The sequence below is a fragment of the Kitasatospora sp. NPDC048239 genome (assembly GCF_043202015.1).
Taxonomy (GTDB): domain Bacteria; phylum Actinomycetota; class Actinomycetes; order Streptomycetales; family Streptomycetaceae; genus Kitasatospora.
The window spans coordinates 27,469-45,983 of sequence record NZ_JBICZP010000029.1; the positions used below are offsets into that span (position 1 = coordinate 27,469).

17 protein-coding genes are annotated in these 18,515 nt (G+C 73.5%); 8 read left to right on the forward strand and 9 right to left on the reverse strand.

The genetic code is table 11. From position 1 onward, the window contains the following. The first annotated feature begins 19 nt into the window (after positions 1-19). Positions 20-1,678 carry an LCP family protein gene (locus ACGFZP_RS38360; protein WP_392941774.1) on the forward strand — a complete coding sequence of 553 codons (1,659 nt, stop codon included), beginning with the start codon at positions 20-22 and terminating at the stop codon, positions 1,676-1,678. Between the two features lie 25 nt (positions 1,679-1,703). Here ACGFZP_RS38360 and ACGFZP_RS38365 read toward each other — a convergent pair whose 3' ends face one another. Both ACGFZP_RS38365 and ACGFZP_RS38370 read right to left on the reverse strand, forming a co-directional pair. After that, positions 1,704-2,327 carry a DapH/DapD/GlmU-related protein gene (locus tag ACGFZP_RS38365; RefSeq protein WP_392941776.1) on the reverse strand — a complete coding sequence of 208 codons (624 nt, stop codon included), beginning with the start codon at positions 2,325-2,327 and terminating at the stop codon, positions 1,704-1,706. 60 nt (positions 2,328-2,387) lie between these two features. Further along, positions 2,388-3,431 carry a glycosyltransferase family 2 protein gene (locus ACGFZP_RS38370; protein WP_392941779.1) on the reverse strand — a complete coding sequence of 348 codons (1,044 nt, stop codon included), beginning with the start codon at positions 3,429-3,431 and terminating at the stop codon, positions 2,388-2,390. 164 nt (positions 3,432-3,595) lie between these two features. On the opposite strand from ACGFZP_RS38370, the gene ACGFZP_RS38375 reads away from it, so the two are divergent. After that, entirely contained in the window at positions 3,596-5,086 is a 1,491-nt protein-coding gene (locus ACGFZP_RS38375; RefSeq protein WP_392941782.1) for an LCP family protein, read from the forward strand. Between the two features lie 101 nt (positions 5,087-5,187). Here ACGFZP_RS38375 and ACGFZP_RS38380 read toward each other — a convergent pair whose 3' ends face one another. The 3 genes from ACGFZP_RS38380 to ssuE all read right to left on the reverse strand — a co-directional run bounded on the left by ACGFZP_RS38380 (position 5,188) and on the right by ssuE (position 9,432). Continuing rightward, entirely contained in the window at positions 5,188-7,758 is a 2,571-nt protein-coding gene (locus tag ACGFZP_RS38380; protein WP_392941784.1) for an FtsX-like permease family protein, read from the reverse strand. A gap of 16 nt (positions 7,759-7,774) precedes the next feature. Further along, the gene (locus ACGFZP_RS38385) at positions 7,775-8,563 is read right to left on the reverse strand and encodes an ABC transporter ATP-binding protein (RefSeq protein ID WP_392941787.1); all 789 of its coding nucleotides are present in this window, start codon (positions 8,561-8,563) and stop codon (positions 7,775-7,777) included. A gap of 314 nt (positions 8,564-8,877) precedes the next feature. Continuing rightward, positions 8,878-9,432 carry an NADPH-dependent FMN reductase gene (ssuE, locus tag ACGFZP_RS38390; RefSeq protein WP_392941790.1) on the reverse strand — a complete coding sequence of 185 codons (555 nt, stop codon included), beginning with the start codon at positions 9,430-9,432 and terminating at the stop codon, positions 8,878-8,880. A gap of 453 nt (positions 9,433-9,885) precedes the next feature. Here ssuE and ACGFZP_RS38395 point away from each other — a divergent pair, with 453 nt between their 5' ends. Both ACGFZP_RS38395 and ACGFZP_RS38400 read left to right on the forward strand, forming a co-directional pair. After that, a complete protein-coding gene (locus tag ACGFZP_RS38395; protein ID WP_392941793.1) occupies positions 9,886-11,280 on the forward strand; it encodes an LCP family protein in 1,395 nt (464 codons plus the stop codon). Positions 11,281-11,331: 51 nt separating this feature from the next. Beyond that, on the forward strand, positions 11,332-11,901 hold the full coding sequence (locus ACGFZP_RS38400) for a hypothetical protein (RefSeq protein WP_392941795.1): 570 nt from the start codon (positions 11,332-11,334) through the stop codon (positions 11,899-11,901). On the opposite strand, the gene ACGFZP_RS38405 is transcribed toward ACGFZP_RS38400, so the two are convergent. Then, positions 11,811-13,016 (reverse strand): alkene reductase, encoded by a 1,206-nt coding sequence (locus ACGFZP_RS38405; protein ID WP_392941798.1) that lies wholly within the window; start codon positions 13,014-13,016, stop codon positions 11,811-11,813. The two genes, ACGFZP_RS38400 and ACGFZP_RS38405, sit on opposite strands and share 91 nt — an antisense overlap. A 70-nt stretch (positions 13,017-13,086) precedes the next feature. Here ACGFZP_RS38405 and ACGFZP_RS38410 point away from each other — a divergent pair, with 70 nt between their 5' ends. From ACGFZP_RS38410 to ACGFZP_RS38420, 3 genes are all read left to right on the forward strand, one after another. Then, positions 13,087-13,482: a MerR family transcriptional regulator gene (locus tag ACGFZP_RS38410; protein WP_392941801.1), complete on the forward strand. Its 396-nt coding sequence runs from the start codon at positions 13,087-13,089 to the stop codon at positions 13,480-13,482. A 72-nt stretch (positions 13,483-13,554) separates the two neighbouring features. Next, positions 13,555-14,163: an NAD(P)H-dependent oxidoreductase gene (locus ACGFZP_RS38415; RefSeq protein ID WP_392941804.1), complete on the forward strand. Its 609-nt coding sequence runs from the start codon at positions 13,555-13,557 to the stop codon at positions 14,161-14,163. Between the two features lie 84 nt (positions 14,164-14,247). After that, the gene (locus tag ACGFZP_RS38420) at positions 14,248-14,493 is read left to right on the forward strand and encodes a DUF397 domain-containing protein (protein WP_392941806.1); all 246 of its coding nucleotides are present in this window, start codon (positions 14,248-14,250) and stop codon (positions 14,491-14,493) included. 14 nt (positions 14,494-14,507) lie between these two features. Here the strand turns inward: ACGFZP_RS38420 and ACGFZP_RS38425 are convergent, their stop codons facing one another. The 3 genes from ACGFZP_RS38425 to ACGFZP_RS38435 all read right to left on the reverse strand — a co-directional run bounded on the left by ACGFZP_RS38425 (position 14,508) and on the right by ACGFZP_RS38435 (position 17,334). Continuing rightward, on the reverse strand, positions 14,508-14,984 hold the full coding sequence (locus tag ACGFZP_RS38425; RefSeq protein WP_392941808.1) for a GNAT family N-acetyltransferase: 477 nt from the start codon (positions 14,982-14,984) through the stop codon (positions 14,508-14,510). A gap of 92 nt (positions 14,985-15,076) precedes the next feature. Then, a complete protein-coding gene (locus ACGFZP_RS38430) occupies positions 15,077-16,300 on the reverse strand; it encodes a beta-ketoacyl-[acyl-carrier-protein] synthase family protein (RefSeq protein ID WP_392941810.1) in 1,224 nt (407 codons plus the stop codon). A gap of 176 nt (positions 16,301-16,476) precedes the next feature. After that, positions 16,477-17,334, reverse strand: coding sequence for an oxidoreductase (locus ACGFZP_RS38435; protein ID WP_392941813.1), 858 nt, complete (start codon positions 17,332-17,334; stop codon positions 16,477-16,479). A gap of 124 nt (positions 17,335-17,458) precedes the next feature. Here ACGFZP_RS38435 and ACGFZP_RS38440 point away from each other — a divergent pair, with 124 nt between their 5' ends. Further along, a complete protein-coding gene (locus tag ACGFZP_RS38440; protein WP_392941816.1) occupies positions 17,459-18,337 on the forward strand; it encodes a LysR family transcriptional regulator in 879 nt (292 codons plus the stop codon). Positions 18,338-18,515: the final 178 nt, after the last annotated feature.

Consider the following 18,515-nt stretch of genomic DNA (forward strand, 5'->3'; position numbering starts at 1 on the left):
TCGGAGGGAGGGAGCACCCGTGCAGCAGGACAGGCAGGAGGTCGACCCCGCCGACCAGTGGGTGCTGGACCCGGACACCGGGCAGTACCGGCTCGACCCCGCGCCGGGGATCCCGGTGCAGCGCCGCACCGCACCCGAGCCGGCCCCCGCCCCCGAGCGCGCCCCGGGCGGCCGGGCCGCCCAGCGCAGGGCGGGCGCCGCCAGGCGCGGCCGCCGGCGGCGGGTGCTGAAGTGGACGGCGGGCGTCGGAGCGATGGCGCTGGTGGCCGGCTGCGGCGGCGCGTACTACGTGTACCAGCACTTCAACAACAACATCACCGCCGTCAAGGTGCAGCTGGGCAGCGAGGAGGAGCGGCCCAAGGCGGCCGGCGACGCGCTGAACATCCTGGTGCTCGGCACCGACAGCCGCGCGGGCCTGGGCCGCGAGTACGGCGACGAGGGCAGCACCGGGCACGCCGACACCACCCTGTTGTTCCACATCGCCAAGGACCGCAGCAACGCGACGGTGATGAGCATTCCGCGCGATCTGATGGTGCCGATTCCCGAATGCGAGACGGCCGGCAAGAAGATCCCCGGTTCGGCGCGCGCGATGTTCAACACCAGTCTCGGCCAGGACGGCCGCGATCCCGGATGCAGCTGGAAGACCGTCGAGAAGATGACGGGCATTCGGGTCGACCACTTCGTGATGGTCAACTTCGACGCCGTGAAGACGCTCTCCACCGCCGTCGGCGGGGTCGAGGTGTGCGCGGCAAAGGACATCAACGACCCGGACTCGCATCTGAAGATGAGCCGGGGCCGGCACGTGGTGCAGGGCGACGAGGCGCTGGCCTTCGTCCGCACCCGGCACGCCGTCGGCCTGGGCGGCGACCTCACCCGCATCCCGCTCCAGCAGCAGTTCATCAGCTCGATGATCCGCACGGTCAAGAGCGGTGACACCCTGACCAGCCCGACCAAGCTGTGGAAGCTCGCGGACGCCGCCACCAAGGCGCTCACCGTTGACTCCGGGATCGGCAGCGTCGACAAGCTGAAGGACCTGGCGCTGGACGTCAGCGGGGTCGACACCAAGAACATCACCTTCGCGACCGTGCCGGTGCTGGACGACCCCAAGGACGAGAACCGGCTGGTGCTCAAGCAGCCGGACGCCGGACAGCTGTTCTCGATGATCGCCACCGACCGCTCGCTCACCGAGACCGCCGCTCCGGCTCCCGCCCCAGCCGCACCGGAGGCCCCCGGCGCCCCGGGGGCCGCGCCCTCCGCGGCGCCCGCCGCGCCCAGTGCGCCCTCCGTGTCCAGCTCGCCCGCCGTGTCCGCCAAGGACGTCCGGGTGACGGTCCGCAACGGCAGCGGGACGCCCGGGCAGGCGCAGCAGGCCGTCGACCGGCTCCAGGCGAAGGGCTTCGGCAAGGCCGCCACCGCCGCCAACGCGGCCGCCACGGCGACCACCTCGGTCTCCTACCCCGCCGGGCACGCCGAGCAGGCGGCCGCCCTGGCCACGGCCCTCGGACTGCCCGCCGAGGCGGTCAGGGAGGACCCGAAGGCCGGCGCCAGGGACGCGCTGGTCCTGGTCCTCGGCAAGGACGTCCTGGCCGCCCCGGCGACCGCCGCCGCGGCCCCGACCGAGGCCCCCAAGGACCTCCAGCGGGTCCAGGCGGACGACACCGACATCTGCGCCAAGTAGGTAGCCGACGGGCCGCAGGGCCGGTTCACCCGGTGGCGGGGGCCAGCGTCCCGTCCGTCTCCAGGTACTCCTCGCCGGTGCGGGGGCAGCGCCAGCGGGCCGGGCCGGCCGGCTCCAGCGGCTCGCCGGCCCGCCCGACCCACTTGATCCGACGGGCCGGTACGCCCGCGACCAGGGCGAAGTCCGGGACGTCGCGGTGGACCACGGCCCCGGCGGCGACCAGCGCCCAGCGGCCGACCGTGACCCCGGCGACCAGCACGGCGCGGCCGCCGATCGAGCAGCCGTGACGGAGCGTCACCCCGCGGGCGTGCCAGTCCTCGCCGCGCTTCAGCCGGCCGTCGACGTCCACCGAGCGCGGGTAGAGGTCGTTGGTGAGCACCGCCGCCGGACCGACGAAGACGCCGTCCTCGACCACCGCGGGCTCGTACACCAGCGCGTGGTTCTGCAGCTTGACCCGGTCCCCGATCCGCACGCCGGGGCCGACGTAGGCGCCCCGCCCGATGATGCAGTCGGCGCCGACCACCGCGTCCTCGCGCACCTGGGCCAGGTGCCAGACCGTCGTCCCGGCGCCGAGCACCGCCCGCGCGTCCACGTCCGCCGTCGGCTCGATCCGGGCACCGACGCCGAACCCGCCCTCAACCGTCCCCATGGCGACCGACGATAGCGCCGGGCGGCGGGGCGGGAGGGCGGGTCGGGGAAGTCGGCCGGATCAGGTCGTCTCGGCCGTCACCACGTTGGTGGCGGACGGCGCGCGGCTGCCGATCACCTTGCGGGCCAGCGAGCGCGGCGAGGTGAGGAAGCCGAAGCCCCAGCTGAGGTGCATGGTCGCGAAGGCCACCGGCAGCAGGGCCTTCGCCTTGAACGACAGGCCCCGGCCCTCGACCAGCGCACCGCCGGCGATGCCGAGCAGGTAGGCCGCCGGCAGGGCGAGGAAGGCCGGGTGGACGGCGGCGCCCAGCACCAGGCCGAGCAGCACGCCCAGGAAGGCGGCCGGCGGGGCGAGGTAGCGGAGGTTGACCGAGCCGCGGTGGTAGCGGGTGACCACCCGGCGCCAGCGGCCGTAGTCCTTGTACTGCTTCGCCAGCGCGCGCACGTTCGGCCGGGGCCGGTAGGTGACGCGCAGCTGCGGGGTGAACCAGACCAGGCCGCCGTCCTGCCGGATGCGGTAGTTGAGCTCCCAGTCCTGGGCGCGGACGAACTCCTCGTTGTAGCCGCCGAGCTTTTCCAGCACCTCGCGCCGGAACACCCCGAGGTAGACGGTGTCCGCCGGGCCGGCCAGGCCGCCGGTGTGGAAGGCCGCGTTGCCGACGCCGATCTTGGAGGTCATCGCGGCGGCGACCGCGTCCTCCCAGTCCGTCTCGCCCTCGGCGTGCATGATGCCGCCGACGTTGGCGGCGTCCATCTGACCGAGCAGCCGGACCGCCGTGGTGATGTACCCCGGGGTCAACAGGCCGTGGCCGTCGACGCGCACGACTATCGGGTGGCTGGAGCCCCGGATCGCGGCGTTCAGCCCGGCCGGGGTGCGACCGGTGGGGTTCTCGACGGTCCGCACCCGCGGGTCCTCGGCGGCCAGCTCGGCGGCGATCTGCGCGGTGCGGTCGGTGGACGGACCGAGGGCGATCACCACCTCCATCGGCCCGGCGTAGTCCTGTTCCAGGATGTGCCGGACTGCCGTGCGCAGGTGTCGTTCCTCGTTGAGCACCGGCATGATCACGGAGACCGCCGGCAGCTCCTCAGCAGCCTTGGTGTTCATCGGGGCCAACCGTACCGGTGTGAGCGGGTCGCCGTCTTGTCCCGGTTCGGGTACCTCCGCACACCCTTCACCGGAGGAACGTTTCCTCGAACACGGCCACCGTACTCCCCGGGCCCGGCGCGCCCTCACTCGGCCCGGCGCGAGGCGCCCCTACCATCCGAGAGATGCCCGTCTCCCCCCTCTCCGGCCTTCCCGGCCGGCGCCGCTCCTGGCCCCGCAGGCTGGCCGCAGGCACCGCCTTCGCCGTCCTCGCCACCTCCTGCGGCGGCTGGGCGGTGTTCCACGGCCTCGGCTCGATCGACCGGGTCGACGCCTTCAGCGGCGACGGGGCCCGGCCGGCCGACGACGGCTCCACCACCTTCCTGGTGGTCGGCACCGACGACCGCGAGGGCATCCCGGAGCGGACCCTCAAGGACGTGCTGCACGCCGGGGGCGAGTCCTGCCACTGCACCGACACCATGATGATCGTCCAGCTCGCCGGGGACGGCGCCCGCGCCAGTGTGATCAGCATTCCGCGCGACTCCTATGTGGACATCCCGGCCCACCGCGAGCCGGTCACCCGCAAGGAGGTCCCGGCGGCCAAGGGCAAGATCAACGCCGCGTACGGGATGGGCGGGCCGCAGCTCACCGTCGCCACCGTGGAGCAGAACACCGGACTGCGGATCGACCACTACCTCCAGGTGGACTTCGCCGGGTTCGTCTCCGCCGTGGACGCCGTGGGCGGGGTGCGGGTGTGCACCACCAGGCCGCTCAAGGACGAGTACTCCGGCCTCGACCTGCCCGCCGGCACCAGCACCCTGGACGGGGCCGGGGCGCTCAAGTACGTCCGCGCCCGGCACGTGGACGCCAGCTCCGACCTCGGGCGGATGCACCGGCAGCAGAAGTTCGTCGCCCAGCTGCTGCAGCAGGTGACCAGCGGCGGCACCCTGCTCAACCCGGTCCGGCTGGCCCGGGTCACCGACAGCGTGCTCGGCTCGGTCAAGGCCGACAAGGGCCTCACGCCGGACGACCTGATCACCCTGGCGAGCCGGATGAAGGACCTCTCGGCGGGCCGGGCGGACTTCGCGACCGTGCCGCTCGCCGAGCTCGACCACCCGGTCAACGGGTGGGGGTCGACGGTGCTCTGGGACCAGGCCGGGGCGAAGGCCCTGTTCGAGGCGGTCCGGTCCGGGCGCCCGCTCGGGGACACCGCGGCGGCCCCGGTCGCCCCGCCCTCGGCGGCGGCCGCCACCGCGCCCGGGGTCGGGCCTGAGCAGGTGCACGTCCAGGTGTTCAACGCGGCCGGGGTGCCCGGCCTCGGTGCCCGGGTCGACGGCGACCTGCGGCGGGCCGGCTTCGCCACCACCGGGGCCCCGTCCAACGCCCCGGCGGGGACGGCGGGGGCGCGGACCGCCGTCCGGTACGACCCGCGCTGGGACGAGTCGGCCCGGACGCTGGCGGCCGCCCTGCCGGGCGCCGAGCTGACGGCCGTCCCGGGCCTCGGGCCCACCCTCCAGGTGTACGCGGGCGGGGACTACCAGGCCTCTCCCGGCCCCTCTCCGGCTACTGCTCCGGCTCCGGCCCCGCCGCCGCCCGGGCCCGGCACCGCCGCCACCCCGACCGCCGCACCGGCGGCGACTGCGGCGGAGAAGGCCTCCGACATCATCTGCCCCTGAGCCCGCCCCGGGGCCCGGAGGAACGCCGCAGGGACCGGGCGCTGATGCGCGCCCGGCCCCTGCGGCCCCCCGTCCCCCCTGTGCGCCCCCCGGCTTGAGGGTCAGTCCGTCGCGATCGCGGCGAGGACGTTCATCCGGCCCGCCCGGAAGGCCGGGACGAGGGCCGCGAGCAGCCCGATGACCACCGAGGCGATCAGCGTGGCGACGATCGTGCCGGTCGGGACGGCCAGCGTCTCCAGCCCCTGGTCCTTGAGGACCTGCTGCCCGGTGATGCCCCAGGCGAGGCCGAGCCCGGTGCCGAGGATGGCGCCGAACAGGGCGATCACCACGGACTCCAGCCGGATCATCCGGCGCAGCTGGCGGCGGGAGAGCCCGATCGCCCGCAGCAGCCCGATCTCGCGGGTCCGCTCGACCACGGACAGCGCCAGGGTGTTGACGACGCCGAGCACCGCGACCACGATCGCCAGGCCGAGCATGCCGTAGATGATGTAGAGCAGGGTGTTGACCTGCTCCTGGACGAGGTCCTTGTAGCCGGCCTGGTCCCGGACGGTGACCTGCGGGTACTCCTTGAAGGAGTCCTCCAGCGCGGTGAGGGTCCTCGCGACGTCCGCGCCGGCCTTGGCCTTGCCGAAGACGACCACGTCGGCCCCCTGGTCGGCGGCCGGGACGGCCTTGCCGAGGGTGTCCACGCCGATGAAGTAGTTGCCGTCGAAGAGCGAGTTGCCCTTCGTCATGATCATCCCGACCGGCAGGGACTGGGTGCGGCCCTTGCCGTAGTCGACGCCGATCCGGTCGCCGATCCGGAGGTTGTGGTCCTTGGCGAAGTCCTGGCCGACCACGATCGAGCCCTGGTTGAGCGAGTCCGGGCTGCCGGACTGGACCGGCATCGTGAAGTCCGCGACGAAGGTCGGCGAGACCGCGGAGACGCCCTCCTTGGCGGTCTTGCCGTCCGGGGTGGTGAGCACGGCCGGGAGGTACTTCTGGCCGGTGACGTGGTCGATGCCGGGCGTGTTCGCGGCGGCCTTGACCATCTCGGCGGTGAGGCCGGTGCGGCCGCCGGAGATGATGTAGTCCGCGCCGACCGACTTGTCGATCTGCTCGTTGGTGGACTTGATCACCGACGAGGTGAAGACCGAGGCACCGATCACCAGGGCCAGTCCGATCATCAGCGCACCGGCGGTGGCCCCCGTCCGGCGCGGGTTGCGCATCGCGTTGCGCTGGGCGAGCCGGCCCGACGGGCCGAACAGGGCGGGCAGCGCCGCGCCGAGCACCCGGACCACGCTGGTGGCCAGCAGCGGGCCGAGGACGACGAAGCCGATCAGGGTGAGCAGCACGCCCAGGCCCAGGTACTGGCCGCCGGTGGCGGCCTTGTCGGCCTTGGCGGCCAGGGCCAGCAGGCCGCCGCCGCCCGCGGTCAGCACCAGGCCGATCACGGTCCGCACGGCGTTGGAGCGGCCGTCGGCCGGGGTGCCGTGGTCGCGCAGGGCGGCCATCGGGGCGATCCGGCTGGCCCGGCGGGCCGGGAACCAGGCCGCCACCAGGGTGACCGCGATGCCGAGGCCGTAGCCGGCTATCGGCACGTCCACGGTGATCTGCAGGTCGGCGGCGCTGAGGTTCATGCCGACGGCCTTCATCAGCTGGATCAGGCCGGCGGCCAGGCCGAGGCCGGCGCCGAGGCCGACGGTCGAGCCGAGCACACCGAGGATCAGCGCCTCCACCAGCACCGAGCGGTTCACCTGCTTGCGGCTGCCGCCGATGGCGCGCAGCAGACCGATCTCCCGGGTGCGCTGGGCGACCAGCATGGAGAAGGTGTTGATGATCAGGAAGCCGCCGACCAGGGCCGAGATCAGGGCGAAGCCGAGCATCGCGTTCTTCATGAAGCCGAGGAAGGAGCCGACGTCCTTGTTGTTCTCCTCCTTCTGCTCGGCCGCGGTCTTCACCTGGTAGCCGGCGCCCAGCGAGCCGACGGCGGCCGCCTTCAGCTGGTCGTTGGAGCGGCTGCCGTCGCCGAACACCTCGACGGAGGTGTAGGCGGTCGTGCCGAGCAGCACCCGCTGGGCGGTGGGCGTGTCCAGGAAGGCCAGCGCCGCGCCCGGGTTGGTGGTCCTGAAGGTGGCGATGCCGGCGACGGTGAAGTCGTACTTGCCGCTGCCGGCGATCACCCGCACCTTGGCGCCCAGGCCGAGGCCGGCCTTCTTGGCGGTGTCCGCGTCGAGGACGATCTGGTCGGCGCCCTGCGGCACGTGCCCGGAGGTGATCTCCACCGGGTTGCGCGGGGTGTCCGTCCAGTTGCCGGTCACGGTGGGTGCGCCGCTGGTCGGGCCGATCGCCTTGTTGGTGGCGGGGTTCGCCAGGACGGCGTCCAGGCTGGACACCTGGCCGACGGCGGTCTTCACGCCCGGCGTCGCGGCGACCTTCTGCACGGTGTCGACCGGGATGGTGGCGGTCGTGCCGCGGGGTGCGTCATCCTCGCCGTCGAGGCCGGTCTTGGCCGGCTTGACGGCGATGTCGGAGGCGGTCGAGGCGAACAGCCGGTCGAAGGTGCTGGTGGCGGTGTTGGAGAACACCAGGGTGCCGGTCACGAAGGCGACCGAGAGGACGACCGCGAGCAGGGAGAGCAGCATCCGCCCCTTGTGGGCGAAGAAGCTTCTCAGTGACGTCTTGAGCAGCATGGTTGCGAATCCCCGCTCAGCTGGTGCGCTTGCCGTCGAAACGGCGCATGCGTTCGAGGACGGAGTCGGCGGTGGGGGCGTGCATCTCGTCGACCAGCACGCCGTCGGCGAGGAACAGCACGCGGTCCGCGTAGCCGGCCGCGACCGGGTCGTGGGTGACCATGACGATGGTCTGGCCGAGCTCGTCCACCGAGCGGCGCAGGAAGGTCAGCACCTCGGCGCCGGCCCGGGAGTCGAGGTTTCCGGTGGGCTCGTCACCGAAGATGATCTCGGGACGGGCGGCCAGCGCCCGGGCCACCGCGACGCGCTGCTGCTGGCCGCCGGAGAGCTGGGTCGGGCGGTGCTTGAGGCGGCCCGCGAGGCCGACCGTCTCCACCACCTGGTCCAGCCAGGCGGCGTCCGGCTTGCGGCCGGCGATGTCCATCGGAAGCGTGATGTTCTCCAGCGCGTTCAGCGTCGGGAGCAGGTTGAAGGCCTGGAAGATGAAGCCGATCTTGTCCCGGCGCAGCTTGGTCAGCTGCTTGTCCTTCAGGCCGGTGATCTCGGTCTCGCCGATCCAGATCCGCCCCTCGGTGACGGTGTCCAGGCCTGCCAGGCAGTGCATCAGGGTCGACTTGCCGGAGCCCGAGGGGCCCATGATCGCGGTGAACCGGCCGCGCTGGATGTCGACGTCCACCGCGTCCAGCGCGGTGACCCTGGTCTCGCCGGAGCCGTAGGCCTTGGTCACCTGGCGGGCCGAGGCGGCGACGGCGGCGGTGCCGCCGGGAAGCTGGGGGTCGTACACGGCTGCTGCTGCCGTCGTCACTGGATTCTCCTCAGAAGTGGGCCCACCCGTTGACCCCAGCCTTGTCGAGCGCACCCGTCCGTGGACATGGTGCAAGCCGTACTTCCCGACCGGGAGTCAGCCCCACCCACCATGGGTACCGGGCTCCCCTTCACAGGGGGCCGGTCCGCACGGGCGGGGATGTGAACCACGTTAGGAGCGACGGGCGAACCACTCGTCATCCGCCGGTATGAAGCCGCCCAACCTGAGATGTACGGGGCGCGGCACCCCTCCCCCTAGGGGTAGCCGCCACCCTCGTCAGGGTCCGCCCGCACGGAACCCGCCCTGACGGATCGTCAGCTTGCGAAGGCCGGTACGGCGAGCCGGTCCAGCGCCGTCGCGAAGGCCTCCACCACGGGCGTGAGCAGCACGTCCGTCTCGCGCTCGATCGCGGTGGTGCCGTCCTCGCGCACGGTGATGTGACGGTCGAGCACGAACCAGCCCTGGGTGATGTGCCCCGCCCCCATCGAGCTGAGCACCGGGCGCAGCGCGTAGTCCACCGCCAGGACGTGGGCGGTGGAGCCGCCGGTGGCCAGCGGCAGCACGGCCTTGCCGGCCAGGGCGTACTGCGGCAGCACGTCGAGCAGGGTCTTCAGCAGGCCCGAGTAGGCCGCCTTGTACACCGGGGTGCCGATCACCACGCCGTCGGCCCGGGCGAACAGCTCCAGGGCGGCGACTATCTCGGGGTGGTCGAAGTCCGCCGAGAGCAGGGCGTGCGCGGGCAGGCTGCGCACCTCGAACGGGACCACGTGGTGGCCGAGCTCCTCCAGCTGGGCGTCGACGTGGCGCAGCAGGCGGGTGGTGCGGGAGGTCGCGGACGGCGATCCGGAAACGGACAGGACGGTGGCCATGGAGTTCACCTCTGGGCTGGAAGCGGGAACGGCTCCGGGCAGGGCGCGGGGACGGCGCTACGGGAACCGTGAGGACGCCGCACGGGAGGCGGCGGGTGGGGCGGAGCTGGAGAGGGTGCGCCGGGCGCGCTTCAGCCGCGACAGAGCGAACAGGACACACGCTGAAGGTCGACGTGCCGCCGACGCGTGAGAGTCCTTCGCTGATCCATGGCGTTCATGCAAACACGCAGCGTTGTGCCGGTCAAGGTTCGGTCCGGCTGGTGAACAAAGGCCTGGACGGGCCGTGGGACGGGCACCGGGACGCGTGGTGGGCGAGCGGCCGGGACGGATCGTGCGCCGCCTCCGGCGAACGTGCGGCGGGACGATCCGGTACGTGCATCAAAACTGCTACAAGCGGCCTGGCAGGGGCCCCGGGGGGAGTCACCGCACCCGGCGTCGGGCATCCTTCCCCACATGAACACGTGGCAGGAGGGCCGCCCGGGCGGCGGCGGGAACCCGTACGGCGGCAGCGGCGCCAACGGCGGTGGCGGCGGCGCGTACGGGCGCAGCGGGGGCGGAACGGCGGCCGAACCGCCCCTGCCGGCCTCGCTGAACCCGCGCGGACCGGGGGCCCCGGCGCCGCGCCAGCCCCAGCCGCCGGCCCAGCAGCCGTCGCAGCAGCAGCCTGCCCCCGGTTACGGGCAGCAGCAGGCGCCCGGTTACGGGCAGCCCCCGGCGTACGGGCAGCCGGCCCGCCCCTCGGTGCCTCCGCAGGGGCCCGGTGCGCCAGGCGCACGCCCCGGGGCGCCCGGCGGCCCCGGCACGCCCGGTGGGCCGATAGCCCCCGGCGGCACCCAGCCGCCCTCGGCCGCCCGCCCCTCGCGCTGGCCCCGGCGCCGGATCGTCAAGTGGACGGTGTTCGGCCTGCTGATCGCGATGATGGTCACCGGTGTCTCCACCTGGTTCTGGGCCGACTCCAAGCTCAACCACGAGAACGTGCTGGTCGACTACCCCGGCCGCCCGGCCGCCGGGAAGGGCACCAACTGGCTGATCGTCGGCTCCGACAGCCGCAACGGCCTCTCCGACAGCCAGGAGGAGGACCTGCACACCGGCCACGCGGGCGGCAAGCGCAGCGACTCGATGATGGTCCTGCACGTCGGGGACAACGGGAACACCCTGATGAGCATCCCGCGTGACTCCTGGGTGCCGATCCCCGAGCACGCGGGCGAGAACGGGAAGACCGTCAAGGCGACCACCTCGAAGATCAACTCCGCCTTCGCGGCGGGCGGCGGCAAGCTGCTCACCCAGACCGTCGAGCTGAACACCGGCCTGCGCATCGACCACTACGCCGAGATCGGCTTCGCCGGGTTCGTCGGCATCGTCGACTCGGTCGGCGGCGTGGACATGTGCATCGACCAGGCCGTCAAGGACACCGACTCCGGCCTGGACCTCAAGGCCGGCTGCCAGACCCTCTCCGGCACCCAGGCGCTCGCCTTCGTCCGCCAGCGCCACCAGATGGCCGACCAGGACCTCGGCCGGATGCGCAACCAGCAGAAGTTCCTCGGCGCCCTGGCCAAGCAGGCCGCCTCGCCGGCCACCGTGCTCAACCCGTTCACCTTCTACCCGCTGGTGGACTCCGGGCTCGGCACCCTGATCGTCGACGACGACGCCGGCCTCACCGACCTCGGCTCGCTCTTCCTCGCCATGAAGGACGTCAACGGCGGCGGCGGCAAGAGCATCACCGTGCCGATCGCCAACCCCGACTTCAAGACCAACACCGGCGAGTCCGCGGTGAAGTGGGACTCCGCCAAGGCCAAGCAGGTCTTCGAGGCCTTCAAGAACGACACGGCCGTCCCGGACACCAAGTAGGGCGCCCTCGCGTCGCGTGACGTGGAGTGACGCGGCCGACACAATGGGTGGATGTCTCTCGTCACCGCACTCGTCTACCGCCGCCGCCACCGCCTCCTGGGCCGCCTGGTCCAGGAGGCGCTCGCGCTCTACGGGATGGAGGTCCCGGCGGCGGCCGAGATCGGGCCGGGGCTGACGGTCTTCCACCGGGGCTTCGGCACGGTCCTGCACCCGTACACCACGCTCGGCGCGGACGTCACGCTCTACAACGGCGTGACGATCGGTCGGGCCGACCCGTGGGTGGCGCAGGAGCGCAGTGCGATGCGGCGGGTGGTGGTGGAGGACGGCGCGGTGCTGTGCGCGGGCGCCAAGGTGGTCTGCAAGGAGGGCGTGCTGACCGTGGGCGCCGGGACGATCGTCGGCGCCAACGCCGTCCTCACCTGCTCCACCGGCCCCGGCGAAGTCTGGGCCGGCGTCCCGGCCCGCAGGGTGGGGATGCGCGAGGGCGCCGCACGGGAGGCACCCGCGGCGCCGGGCCGCGCGGCCGCGGACTACGCCGCACGGGACGCCGGGACGGGCGCCGCCGTGCCGGGCTCGGCGGCCTCGGCGGGGCCGGGGGCTGCGGCGGCCAGCGTCGGGTAGTCGGTGTAGCCCTCCGCACCGCCCGCGTACATCAGGTTGCCGCGCACCGGGTTGAGCGGCGCCCCCGTGCGCAGCCGCTCGACCAGGTCGGGGTTGGCCAGGAAGCCCCGGCCGAAGGAGATCAGGTCCGCGCCCGCCGCGAGCAGGCGCTCGCCGGCGGAGCGGCCGCCGTCCTCCGGGAGCGGCCGGCCCCAGCCGAGGTCCGGGTTGGCGATCAGGGTGCCGGGCCAGTCCCGGCGGATCCGCCGGAACACCGGCTGCTCCGGATCGGCGAAGACCACGTGCAGGTAGGCGAGCCCCTCCACCGCCAACTCCGGTACCAGCGCCCGGTAGATCTCCTCGGTGTCGCCCTCCTCGATGCCGTTGGCGGTGACCCCGGGCGCGATCCGCACGCCCACCCGCTCGGGCCCGACCGCCGCCGCGACCGCCCGGACCACCTCGACCGTGAAGCGGATCCGGCCCGCCACCGAACCGCCGTAGCCGTCGGTGCGCAGGTTCGTCCCCTGGGCGATGAACTGGTGCAGCAGGTAGCCGTTGGCCGCGTGCACCTCCACGCCGGCGAAGCCCGCCGCCACCGCGTTGCGGGCGGCGGCCGCGAAGTCGGCCACCGTGGCCTGGATCTCCTCGACCGTCATCTCCCGTGGCACCACCGCGTCCTGGTGCCCGCTCGCGGTGTGGACGGTGTCCGGCAGCGGCACCGGCGAGGGCGCGACCGGGTGCAGGCCGCCGCTGTTGTCGGGGTGGCCGATCCGGCCGCCGTGCTGGAGCTGGAGGAACATCCGCCCGCCGGCCTCGTGGACGGCCTCGGTCACCCTCCGCCACCCGGCCACGTGCCGCTCGGCGTGGATCGCGGGGATGTTGACGTAGGTCCGCCCGACGGCGTTCGGGGTGGCCGCCTCGGCGATGATCAGCCCGGCCGAGGCGCGCTGCGCGTAGTAGGTGGCCATCAGCGACCGCGGCACGCCGTCCGCGTCCGCGCGGGTGCGGGTCATCGGGGCCATCACCAGGCGGTTGGGCAGCTCCAGGGCGCCGAGGCGGGCGGGCTGGAACAGGGGCGAGGCCTCCGCCGTGCTCTTCGGGGCCTGCTGCGGGGTCTTCTTCGTCGTCTGCGTCATGCCGGAAACCGTAGAAGCTAACATCGGTGTCAGGTTCAAGTGCTTTCCGGGAACGTCGAGGTGGGGACAGATGCGGATCGGCGAACTGGCCAGGCGCACCGGCGTGAGCGAGCGCTCGCTGCGGTACTACGAGAAGCAGGGGCTGCTGGCCGCCGACCGCACCCTCGGCGGCCATCGCGACTACCCGGAGGCCGCCGTCGACCGGGTCGTCCTCATCCAGGAGCTGTTCGCCGCCGGGCTGCACAGCCGGAAGATCGCCGAAGTACTGCCCTGCATGCGGGACTCGGACGGCGGGCCCTCCGAACTCGCCACCCCGCGGCTGGTCTCAGAACTCACCGGCGAACGCGAGCGGATCGACCGGATGATCTCCGACCTGCTCCGCTCACGGGAGGTCCTGGACGAGGTGATCGAGACGGCCTCGGGCCGGGCCCGGCTGGCCGCCGTCGAGGAGCCCCGGGCGCTGTAGGAGCCGTCCGGGCCTCCTCGACCGCACCCGGCTCCGGGCATGGCCTAGCATCGCCCTAGGGGGGAACGGGACATGGGCGGTACGGTGACGCGGGTCGGGGTCTATCTGGCGCACCCGAGGCCGGGCAGCTTCAACCACGCGCTGTTCGAGGCCGTGGTGGACGAACTGCGCGGGCGCGGCTGCGAGGTGCGGGCGCACGACCTGTACGCGGAGGGGTTCCAGCCGGCGCTGACCGCCGGGGAGACCGGGACGGTCGCGGCCGCCGCCGACGCCGACGACCCCCAACTGGCCCTGTACCGGGCCGAGCTGGCCACGCTGGACGCCCTGGTGTTCGTCCACCCGAACTGGTGGGGCATGCCGCCCGCAGTCCTGACCGGCTGGGTGCAGCGGGTGCTCGCCCCCGGCGTGGCCTACAAGCTGGGCTCGGCGGACGGCGAACCGGCCGGGCTGCTCAAGGCCGGCCGGGCGCTGGTGCTGAACACCTCCGACACCCCGGAGGAGCGCGAACGCGAGGAGTTCGGCGATCCGCTGCAGCGCATCTGGGCGGCCTGCGTCCTGCCGTACGTGGGCGTCGAGGACGTCCGCCGGCTCGTCCTGCGCACGGTGACGGACTCGGCCGACGACGCCCGCGCGCAGTGGCTGCGCCAGGCCCGCCAGGAGGCGGCCGCGCTGCTCGACTGAGCCCGGGGCCGCGCGGACCGGCGAGCCGGCGGCCCGTCCGCCTCGCCGTGCGTCGGACCGGCCGGGGGCGGGTAGCCTGCCCCCATGCCGAGTGACGACCGCGTGCCGGGTGACGACCTCATGCCGAATGCCGACCGCCCGCAGCCCGTATGGCCGACGACCTCCCGCAGCGCCGGGGAGGAGCCGCCCGCCCTGGAGATCACCTCCGACGGCGATCTGATCCACCTGCGCGAGTCGGACGCCCCCGACACCGTCGTCACCACCAGCAAGGCGAAGCTGCGCGCCTTCCTGCTCGGCGTGAAGGCCGGCGAGTTCGACCACCTGGTCTGACGGTGGCCGGGCGGTCAGCCGGCCGTGAGCTCGCGCTCGGCCACGACCTGGTCGCCGCTGAGCTCACCGGTGAGGCGGAAGCCCAGTCGCTCGTAGAACCCGGCGGGGCCGTGGTCGCCGGGGACGAAGGTGACCGTCACCCGGGCGCCGCCGCGACGGCGGACCTCCTCGCAGACCTGCTCGACCGCGAAGCGGCCGTAGCCGCGGGCCTGCGCCCCGGCGGAGATGTTGAGGCGCCAGAGGCCGGAGCGCGGGCGGTCGCCCGGCTGCCCGGGGTTGAAGCGGACGTCGAAGAAGGCCATCACGAACCCGACCAGCTCCTCCCCGTCGAACAGCAGTCGGGGCCAGGCGGTGTCGCCGTACGCGTAGGCCTCGGCCAGCGACTTCACCACGGGCGCCACCAGGCCCTCCTGGTCCGGACGCACCTTCAGCGCGAGCGCGGCATCGACGTTGTCGGGGGTGACCGGCTCCAGCCGCAATGACGTAGACATGCAGGTCACCCTAGCCACGGCGGCCGGGGCGTCCCCCGGTTTTCGGGGCCCGGCGACAGCGGGACGGGCGGAAGGCCGGCCGGCGGGCCGGCTCAGGGTGCCGGGGTGAAGACCAGCGAGGCGTTGTGGCCGCCGAAGCCGAAGGAGTTGGTGAGCGCGGCGGCCAGGGCGCCCCGGCGCGGGGCACCGGTCACCACGTCCAACCGGACGGCCGGGTCGAGGGTGTCGAGGTTCCGGGTGGCCGGGACGACGCCGTCGCGCAGCGCCAGGATCGCGGCCAGGGCACCGATCGCACCGGCCGCACCGAACAGGTGGCCGGTCATCGACTTGGTCGCGGTGACGGCCGGGTGCAGACCGATCGCCTCGGCGACCGACTCCGCCTCGACCAGGTCGCCCAGCGGGGTCGAGGTGGCGTGGGCATGGACGTGCGCGATGTCCTGCGGAGCCAGCCCGGCCTCGGCCACCGCCCGCCGCATCGCCCGGACCTGGCCCTCGGCCGAGGCCCCGGTGATGTGGTGGGCGTCCGAGGTGACCGCCGCGCCCGCGAGGGTGGCGTGCACCCGGGCGGCCCGGGCGGCGGCGAAGCCCACCCGCTCCAGGACGACGACCACCGAGCCCTCGCCGATCACGAAGCCGTCCCGGTCGACGTCGAACGGGCGGGACGCCCGCCCGGGCTCGTCGTTGCGCGTGGAGTGGGCCTTGGCCTGGGCGAACCCGGCCAGCGGCAGCGGGTGGACGCACGCCTCGGCGCCACCCGCCACCACCACGTCGGCCCGGCCGAGGCGGATCAGGTCCAGGCCCATGGCGATGGCCTCGGCCCCGGACGCGCAGGCGCTCACCGGCGTGTGCGCGCCGGCCCGCGCGCCCAGCTCGATGCTGACCCAGGCGGCCGGGCCGTTCGCCATCAGCATCGGCACGGTGTGCGGCGACACCTTGCGCACCCCGGACGTCTCCAGCACGTCGTCCTGCCCCAGCATGGTGAGCGCACCGCCGGTACCGGTGCCGATCACCACGGCCAGCCGTTCCGGGTCGACCTCGGGCGCCCCCGCATCGGCCCAGGCCTGCCGGGCGGCGATCAGCGCCACCTGCTCGCAGCGGTCCAGCCGCCGGGCCTGTACCCGGTCCAGCACCTCGGAGGGCTCGACCTTCAGGCGCCCGGCGATCCGCACCGGCAGCCCGGCCGCCCAGTCCTCCTCGATCGCGCGGATGCCCGACTCCCCGGCCAGCATCCCGGCCCAGGTCGACGCGACGTCGCCGCCGAGCGGCGTGGTCGCGCCGAGGCCGGTGACCACTGCGCGGTTGGTGTCATCACTCATCGAGGAAACCCCCAGAATTGTCGTGGAGATACAACTCCCCGTACAGGTGGGTGCGGGGAGCGGTCGACCTATCCGCAACTCTGCCAGGGGGGTGATGGGCGATCAGGTGCGCAGACCAACCGATTCGACCACTACGTATTTGGAGGGTTTCCATAACCTCTCCGTGGGTCGACCCACTACTCGTCGAAGTCGGTGCCGCGGCTCACCGACTCCCAGTCCCCGGCCTCCTTGAGGGCGCTGTCGAGGGCGCCGAGGATCCCGTCGAAGGCGTCGTTGCCGAGCGCCAGCCGCAGCGGGGTGTGCTCGGCGTCCAGGGCGGCCAGGATCGCGGCGGCCGCCTTGGCCGGGTCGCCGGCCTGCCTGCCGTCGCTGTCCGGCAGCCCGCTGCGAACGTAGCCGACGACCGGCTCGTACGCGGGGATCACCGCCGCCTGGGCGAGGGCGTCGGCCTTGGCGAAACCGGTCCGGAAGGCGCCGGGCTCGACGATCAGCACCTTGACGCCGAACCCGGCGACCTCCTGGGCAAGGGCCTCGGACAGCCCCTCCAGCGCGAACTTGGTGGCCGAGTAGGCGCCCACGCCGGCGAAGGAGAAGCGGCCGCCCATGCTGCTCATCTGGACGACGGCGCCCGAGCCCTGGGCCCGCATGTGCGGCAGCACGGCGCGGGTGAGCGCGGCCGGGCCGAAGAAGTGCAGCTCCATCAGCTCGCGCAGCTCGCGGTCGGTGTACTCCTCGACGGCACCGATCAGACCGCGCCCGGCGTTGTTCACCAGGACGTCGATCCGCCCGTACCAGAGCAGGGTGTCGGCCACCACGGAGGCGATCCCGGCCGGGTCTGTGACGTCCAGCCGCACCGGGACGACCCGGTCGGGGTGGGCGGCGACCAGCGCGTCCAGCGTCTCGGGGCGGCGGGCGGCGGCCACCACGGTGTCGCCGGCCGCGACGGCCGCCTCCGCGATCGCCTGGCCGAAGCCGGAGTTGGCGCCGGTGATCAGCCAGACCCGGCCGGCGGGGTTCTTCGTGGGGGTGGTCATCGGGCTCTCCCGTTCAAGTGACTGTCGTGGTGCGAAGTTGACGGTCACTTTTATGCCAGTCCAGCCCCTGGGACGTCCAAGACAAAGCTTCGGCCGCCCGATAGAGACGACTTATGATCACCGGATGGAGCTGCGTCAGCTGCACTACCTCATCGCCATCGCCGACGAGGGCAATCTGGGCCGGGCCGCCGCCCGCCTGTACGTGAGCCAACCCTCCCTCTCCTACGCGCTGCGGAACCTGGAGTCCGAGCTCGGCCTGCGCCTCTTCGACCGCCACTCCGGCGGGGTGAGCGCGACGGCGGCGGGGCTCGACGTGGTCGCCGAGGCCCGCCGTACGGTGGTCCAGGCGGAGCGGATCACGGCGGCCGCCGACCGCCACCGGCGCGGCGAGAGCGGGGTGCTGCGGGTGGGCTTCGAGGCCAGCGGCGCGGGCGAGTTGACCACCCGGGCGCGGGCCGAGTTCGCCCGCCGCCTGCCGGGTGTCCGGGTCGAGCCCAAGCGCTTCGACTGGGGCCAGGAGGCGGACGCGCTGCGCGACGGCCGGGTGGACGTGGCCTTCGTCTGGCTGCCGGCCGACCTCACCGGACTGCACGCCGAGACCGTCCACAGCGAGCCCCGGATCGTCGGCCTCCCGCTCGGTCACCGGCTCGCCGGGCGCGAGGGCATCTCCGTCCTGGAGGTCAACGACGAGCCGCTGATGTGGACCGAGCGCGCGCCGCGCGCCTGGGTCGACTGGTGGGCGGTGAACCCGCGCCCGGACGGCTCCACCCCGCGCTGGGGGCCGACCAACGACAACGTCGAGGAGATGCTCGAACAGGTCGCCCAGGGCGCCGCGATCTGCTTCGCCCCCGCCAGCATGGCCCGCTACTACGCCCGCCCCGACCTCGCCTGGGTGCCGCTCACGGATGTCGAGCCGCTGCGGGTCGCCCTCGCCTGGCCCGAGGGCACCGCCAACCCGCTGACCCACGGCTTCGCCGACGTCGTCCGCGAACTCGCGTCCTGAGCAGGCCCCGAGCAGCTCCCGAGAAGGGGCCCCGAGAAGGCCCCGAGCAGACGACCGGCCCCCGGCCACGCGCGGTGGTCGGGGGCCGGGGGCCGGGTGGTCTGGGGCCGCGGGTGCGCTACGGCAGGTTGCGGGCCATCACGATCCGCTGGATCTGGTTGGTGCCCTCGTAGATCTG

Excerpts from the sequence above, each read along its gene's own strand:
- ssuE (WP_392941790.1), bottom strand. The coding sequence starts at position 9,432 with ATGGCCACCGTCCTGTCCGTTTCCGGATCGCCGTCCGCGACCTCCCGC.
- ACGFZP_RS38400 (WP_392941795.1), top strand. The coding sequence starts at position 11,332 with ATGTCTCTCGTCACCGCACTCGTCTACCGCCGCCGCCACCGCCTCCTG.
- ACGFZP_RS38370 (WP_392941779.1), bottom strand. The coding sequence starts at position 3,431 with ATGAACACCAAGGCTGCTGAGGAGCTGCCGGCGGTCTCCGTGATCATG.
- ACGFZP_RS38405 (WP_392941798.1), bottom strand. The coding sequence starts at position 13,016 with ATGACGCAGACGACGAAGAAGACCCCGCAGCAGGCCCCGAAGAGCACG.
- ACGFZP_RS38435 (WP_392941813.1), bottom strand. The coding sequence starts at position 17,334 with ATGACCACCCCCACGAAGAACCCCGCCGGCCGGGTCTGGCTGATCACC.
- ACGFZP_RS38365 (WP_392941776.1), bottom strand. The coding sequence starts at position 2,327 with ATGGGGACGGTTGAGGGCGGGTTCGGCGTCGGTGCCCGGATCGAGCCG.
- ACGFZP_RS38415 (WP_392941804.1), top strand. The coding sequence starts at position 13,555 with ATGGGCGGTACGGTGACGCGGGTCGGGGTCTATCTGGCGCACCCGAGG.
- ACGFZP_RS38420 (WP_392941806.1), top strand. The coding sequence starts at position 14,248 with ATGCCGAGTGACGACCGCGTGCCGGGTGACGACCTCATGCCGAATGCC.
- ACGFZP_RS38375 (WP_392941782.1), top strand. The coding sequence starts at position 3,596 with ATGCCCGTCTCCCCCCTCTCCGGCCTTCCCGGCCGGCGCCGCTCCTGG.
- ACGFZP_RS38380 (WP_392941784.1), bottom strand. The coding sequence starts at position 7,758 with ATGCTGCTCAAGACGTCACTGAGAAGCTTCTTCGCCCACAAGGGGCGG.
- ACGFZP_RS38425 (WP_392941808.1), bottom strand. The coding sequence starts at position 14,984 with ATGTCTACGTCATTGCGGCTGGAGCCGGTCACCCCCGACAACGTCGAT.
- ACGFZP_RS38395 (WP_392941793.1), top strand. The coding sequence starts at position 9,886 with ATGAACACGTGGCAGGAGGGCCGCCCGGGCGGCGGCGGGAACCCGTAC.
- ACGFZP_RS38440 (WP_392941816.1), top strand. The coding sequence starts at position 17,459 with ATGGAGCTGCGTCAGCTGCACTACCTCATCGCCATCGCCGACGAGGGC.
- ACGFZP_RS38410 (WP_392941801.1), top strand. The coding sequence starts at position 13,087 with ATGCGGATCGGCGAACTGGCCAGGCGCACCGGCGTGAGCGAGCGCTCG.
- ACGFZP_RS38430 (WP_392941810.1), bottom strand. The coding sequence starts at position 16,300 with ATGAGTGATGACACCAACCGCGCAGTGGTCACCGGCCTCGGCGCGACC.